This window comes from Phenylobacterium sp. (assembly GCF_044236515.1).
In the GTDB taxonomy this organism is placed as follows: Bacteria; Pseudomonadota; Alphaproteobacteria; order Caulobacterales; family Caulobacteraceae; genus Phenylobacterium.
The window spans coordinates 1-4,588 of record NZ_JBIIGK010000193.1 but is presented as its reverse complement, the minus strand read 5'-3'; the positions used below and the strand labels follow the sequence as shown (position 1 = coordinate 4,588).

At 72.2% G+C, this 4,588-nt stretch carries 6 protein-coding genes; 4 read left to right on the top strand and 2 right to left on the bottom strand.

The features are described 5' to 3' along the window. Nucleotides 1-1,293, top strand: a 1,293-nt coding sequence (xseA, locus tag ACILRF_RS14630; RefSeq protein WP_395674155.1) for an exodeoxyribonuclease VII large subunit, incomplete at its 5' end; no start/stop codon positions are given. 28 nt (nt 1,294-1,321) lie between these two features. Continuing rightward, complete coding sequence (locus ACILRF_RS14625; protein ID WP_395674153.1) at nt 1,322-1,531, top strand: DUF2093 domain-containing protein; 210 nt, start codon at nt 1,322-1,324, stop codon at nt 1,529-1,531. 36 nt (nt 1,532-1,567) lie between these two features. Here the strand turns inward: ACILRF_RS14625 and ACILRF_RS14620 are convergent, their stop codons facing one another. Further along, nucleotides 1,568-2,476: a lysophospholipid acyltransferase family protein gene (locus ACILRF_RS14620; protein ID WP_395674151.1), complete on the bottom strand. Its 909-nt coding sequence runs from the start codon at nt 2,474-2,476 to the stop codon at nt 1,568-1,570. A 109-nt stretch (nt 2,477-2,585) separates the two neighbouring features. Here ACILRF_RS14620 and ACILRF_RS14615 point away from each other — a divergent pair, with 109 nt between their 5' ends. Together ACILRF_RS14615 and hisN are read left to right on the top strand one after the other, a co-directional pair. Further along, nucleotides 2,586-2,888 carry a helix-turn-helix domain-containing protein gene (locus ACILRF_RS14615; protein WP_395674157.1) on the top strand — a complete coding sequence of 101 codons (303 nt, stop codon included), beginning with the start codon at nt 2,586-2,588 and terminating at the stop codon, nt 2,886-2,888. A 12-nt stretch (nt 2,889-2,900) separates the two neighbouring features. Continuing rightward, nucleotides 2,901-3,710, top strand: a complete 810-nt coding sequence (hisN, locus tag ACILRF_RS14610; RefSeq protein ID WP_395674149.1) for a histidinol-phosphatase — start codon at nt 2,901-2,903, stop codon at nt 3,708-3,710. 40 nt (nt 3,711-3,750) lie between these two features. Here the strand turns inward: hisN and ACILRF_RS14605 are convergent. Beyond that, on the bottom strand, nt 3,751-4,588 hold an 838-nt coding region (locus ACILRF_RS14605; RefSeq protein ID WP_395674147.1), incomplete at its 5' end, for a serine aminopeptidase domain-containing protein.

The window sequence follows — 4,588 nt, the reverse complement described above, 5'->3', positions numbered from 1 at the left end:
TACCTGACCCTGAAGGATGAGCGGGCCGCCATCGACGGCGTGGTCTGGAAGGGCCAGGTGCGCACCTTGCAGGTCCGCCCCGAGCAGGGCCTGGAGGTCGTGGTCACCGGCAAGATCACCACCTATCCGCAGGGCTCGCGCTACCAGATCGTCATCGAGACCATGGAGGCGGCCGGGATCGGCGCGCTTCTGGCTCAGCTCGAGCGGCTGAAGGCCAGGTTGCAGGGCGAGGGACTGTTCGCGCCGGAGCGCAAGCGGCCCCTGCCCGCCATGCCGGCGGTGGTCGGCGTCATCACCAGTCCGACCGGCGCGGTGATCCGCGACATCCTGCACCGCATCCGTGACCGTTGGCCGTGCCGGGTGGTGGTCTGGCCGGTGGTCGTCCAAGGAGAGGCGGCGGCGGCCCAGGTGTGCGCCGCGATCCGCGGCTTCTGCGCCCTCGACCCCGCCGGCCCGATCCCGAAACCCGACGTGCTGATCGTCGCGCGCGGCGGCGGGTCGGTGGAGGACCTTTGGGCGTTCAACGACGAGACCCTCGCCCGCACCGTCGCCGACTGCACCATCCCGCTTATCAGCGCCGTCGGCCACGAGACCGACACCACCCTGATCGACTTCGTCTCCGACCGCCGGGCGCCGACGCCCACCGCCGCCGCCGAGATGGCGACCCCGGTGCTGGCCGAACTGCGGGCGCTGGTCGGCGACTTCGGCTCGCGGATGCACCGCTGCGGCGGCCGGGTGGTCGAGGACCGGCGGGGCCGCATCCAGCACGCCGAGCGCGCGCTGAGACGCGTCCCGGACCTGGTCGAGATGGCCGCCCAACGGTTCGGCATCGTCTCCGGCCGGCTGGGCGCCGGGCTCGCCCGCAACGCCGCGGCGCATGAGCGGGATCTGGTGCGGGTCGCCTCGCGCCTGTCGCCGCTGCTGCTGCAACGCCCGCAGGCGGTGCAGCGCCAACGCCTCGACGCCGTCGCCGCGCGCCTGCAGCCGGCCGCGGAGCGGGGTCTGGCGCGGCTCTCCGAGCGACTGGCGGCGCTCGGCAAGCTGCACGCCTCGGTGGACCCGGAACGGCCGCTGGAACGCGGCTTCGCGCGGGTGACGCGGGCCGACGGCTCGCTGGTGCGGCAAGGCGCGAGCCTAAGCCGGGGCGAGGCGGTGGACATCAAGTTCGGCGACAAGGTCAGCCGCCAGGCGGTGATCGACGGCGCCGCGGGCCCGCCGCCCCCGAAGCCGGCGCCGCGAAAGACGGCCGCCGCCCCGGTGCCCCGGCCATCGGTTCAGGGCGACCTGTTCTGAGGCCGATCCAGACGCTATATCGCGCCGCATGAACGCCTCCGACCTCGGCCAGGACCTCGCCAAGCTGCATTACGGCGACGGCGACTTCGCGGTGATGAAACCGGGCCGCTATGTCCTGTGCGCAGTAACCGGCAAGAAGGTGGCGCTCGAGCACCTGCGCTACTGGAGCGCGCCGCTGCAGGAAGCCTACGCCGGACCCGCCGAGGCCCTCCAGCGCTGGCGCGAGACGAACGGGTAGGCGTCACCCCTTCCCCATGCACAGGAAGGGAATTGATCAGCGGCGGTAGTGCGCGTTCGGCCAGCGCTTGTGGACCCAGAACCATTCGGCCGGGCGCTCGCGGACCCGGGCCTCCATGAACGCGTTGACGGTCCGCACGCCGGCCTCGATGTCGGCCGTCCGGTCGCCCGTGTCGGCCAGGCGGATCGGATCGTGGACGACCACCCGGAAGCGCGCCTTTCCGACCCGCTGGACGCTCATCGGCTGGAGCGGGATACCGAAGCGCAAGGCGAAGGATGACGGACCCGGCGCGGTGTGGGCGGGCACGCCGAACAGCGGCGCTTCGATCCCGCCGTTGAACTTCTGGTCGTTCATCAGGGCCACGGATTCGCCCCGCGACAGCGCCCGCAGCAGCTCGCGCGCCCCGTCGGTCCCCTTGGGCGCGAACAGCCGCACGCCATAGCGGAAACGGCTGGCGCGGATGCGGGCGTCGACGTGCGGGTTGTTGGTCGCCCGATAGGTGATCTGGCAGGCGATGCCGGCGCGGATGATCACCGCCGGCATGATCTCGAACGACGAGAAGTGGCCGGAGATGAACACCACTGGCCCGGCGCCGTCGCGGATGGCGTCCAGCCGCTCGGCTCCGACGACCTCGACCCGGCCCGGATCGGCCAGGATGCGGTCCAGGATCGGGAATTCCGCCGCCCAGCGGCCGACATGGCGCCACTGCTCGGCGAGCAACTCGGCGATCTCCACGTCGGATTTTTCCGGGAAGGCCGTCCGCAGGTTGATCTCGGCGACCCGATGCGAACTGGTCAGCGGCCCCAGCCGCGCCGCCAGGCCGGCGCCGAAATCGGACACCGCGTCGATCGGGAAACTGCGCGCCAGCCCGGCGAGGGCGTCATAGGCGAGGGCTTCCAGCCGCCAAGCGAGATCGCGGCTCCAGGACGGCTTTTTCGCGCTCATCGCCTCCATACCTAGGGCCGGGCGGCCGATCCGTCCAACCGCTTGGCGCGCGGATTGCGGCGCCCGGGGCAGGCTGTGCCGGTTCGGGACAGGATTCTCAGTGAGTGGCGTGATGGACACGATCGACGTTCACCTTGGCCGCCGGCTTCGGCGGCGCCGCCGTCTGCTCGGTCTCACCCAGCAGCAGCTGGCGAGCTGCTGCGGCGTGCGGTTCCAGCAGATCCAGAAGTACGAGTGCGCCGCGAACCGGATGTCGGCGGCCCGCATCTGGCAACTGGCCGAGTTGCTGGACGTGCCGGTGAGCTATTTCTACGAGGGGCTCGACCAGACGGCGGAGAGCTTCGCCGCAGAAATGCCGCGCCTGCGCCTGCGCAACACCGGCAAGTCCCTCAACGCCGCTGCCGAAGGCTGATAGAGGGGCGGCATGACCGCCCTTTCCGCCGACATCCTCGACGCCCTCGACGGCTTCCTGCTGGAGCTCAACGCCGCCGCCGGCGAGGCCATTGCGCCCTGGTTCCGGGCCGCCGACAACGGCGAGGTCGACAAGGGCGGGCCGCGAGGCTTCGACCCGGTCACCGAAGCCGACAAGGGCGCCGAGCGGGCGATCCGCGCGCTGATTGCGGCGCGCTATCCCGACCATGGGGTGATCGGCGAGGAGTACGGCGAGGACCGGCCGGACGCGGAGTTCGTCTGGGTGCTGGATCCCGTCGACGGCACGCGCGCCTTCGTCGCCGGGCTGCCGCTTTGGACCACGCTGATCGGCCTGCGCCATCAGGGGCGGCCGGTTCTGGGCTCGATCGGCCAATCCTATCTGGGCGAAATCTACATCGGCCATGCCAGGGGCGCCCGCCGGATCGGTCCGGACGGCGTGGCGCCCCTGAAAACCCGGGCGTGCCCGGACCTGACCCAGGCGGTGATCGCCACCACCGACCCCGAAGGTTGCTTCAACGCCACAGAGCTTGACGCCTGGCGACGGGTGCGGGCGGCCAGCCGGTTGGCCCGGCTCGGCTGCGACGCCTACGCCTATGCGATGGTGGCGGCCGGTACGATGGATCTGGTCATCGAGGCCGGGCTGAAGGCCTGGGACATCGACGCGGCGATTCCAGTTCTGGAAGGCGCCGGCGGGGTCGTCACGGACTGGTCCGGCCAGTCGGTCGGCGCAACCGGCGGCCAGGTGATCCTGGCCGGGGACAAGGCGTGTGTCGGCCAGGTGCTGGACGCGCTGGCCGGGTAACGGCTCCTCTCCCCCGCGGGGAGGGAGAGGAGGAGAGGCGTCAGGCCGGGGTTTTCGCGGCCGGCTTCTTGGCGGCGGCTTTCGGCGCGGTGGTCTTCGGCGCTGCGGCCTTGGGGGCCTTGGCGGCCGCCGGCTTCTTGGCGACGACCGGCGCCTTGGCGGCCGGCTTCTTGGCCACGACAGGCTTCTTGGCGACGACGGGCTTGGCGGCCTTCGGGGCCGGCTTCTTCACCGTGGCGGCCTTGGCGGCGGCGGGCTTGGCGACAGGCTTCTTGGCCGCAGCCTTGGGCGCCGCCGGCTTCTTCGCGGCCGCCGGCGTCTTGGCGGCGGCTTTCGACGCGGCGGGCGTCTTGGCCGGCGCGGCCTTGGCGGCGGTCGGCTTCTTCGCCGCCGGCGTCTTGGCGGTCGCAGGCTTCGCAGCCGCGGCCTTCTTGGCCGGGGCCTTCTTGGCCGCGGGCTTGGTCACCGGGACGGCCGGCGTGGCGGCCGGGGCGGCGGCGGCTGGCGCAGCAGCCGCGGTCGGAGCGGGCGCGGCGGCCGGGGCCGGGGCCGCGGCCGGTCGCGGCGCTTCGGCGGGCTTCGGCGCGGTGCGGCCGGTGAGCGCGTCGAAGGCCTTCAGGAAGATGTTACGCATCTCGTCGGTCTCCATCAGGATTTCGTGGTGGGCGCCGGGGACAGTCAGCTGCTTTCCCTGCGGCAGGTATCGGGCGGCGGCGGCCTGTGCGGCGTTGTCCACCAGCTTGTCGTCCTCGGCCGACACGATCACCACCGGCAGGGTGATCCTGCGCAGGCGGTCGGGTCGGGCCAGGACGGCCATGGCGCGGAAGGCGAAATCGAGCCAGCCCCAGGTCGGGGCTCCCAGCGCCAGGTCGGGGTGC

Coding starts and splice junctions, on each gene's coding strand:
- ACILRF_RS14625 (WP_395674153.1), top strand. CDS start 1,322: ATGAACGCCTCCGACCTCGGCCAGGACCTCGCCAAGCTGCATTACGGC.
- ACILRF_RS14620 (WP_395674151.1), bottom strand. CDS start 2,476: ATGAGCGCGAAAAAGCCGTCCTGGAGCCGCGATCTCGCTTGGCGGCTG.
- hisN (WP_395674149.1), top strand. CDS start 2,901: ATGACCGCCCTTTCCGCCGACATCCTCGACGCCCTCGACGGCTTCCTG.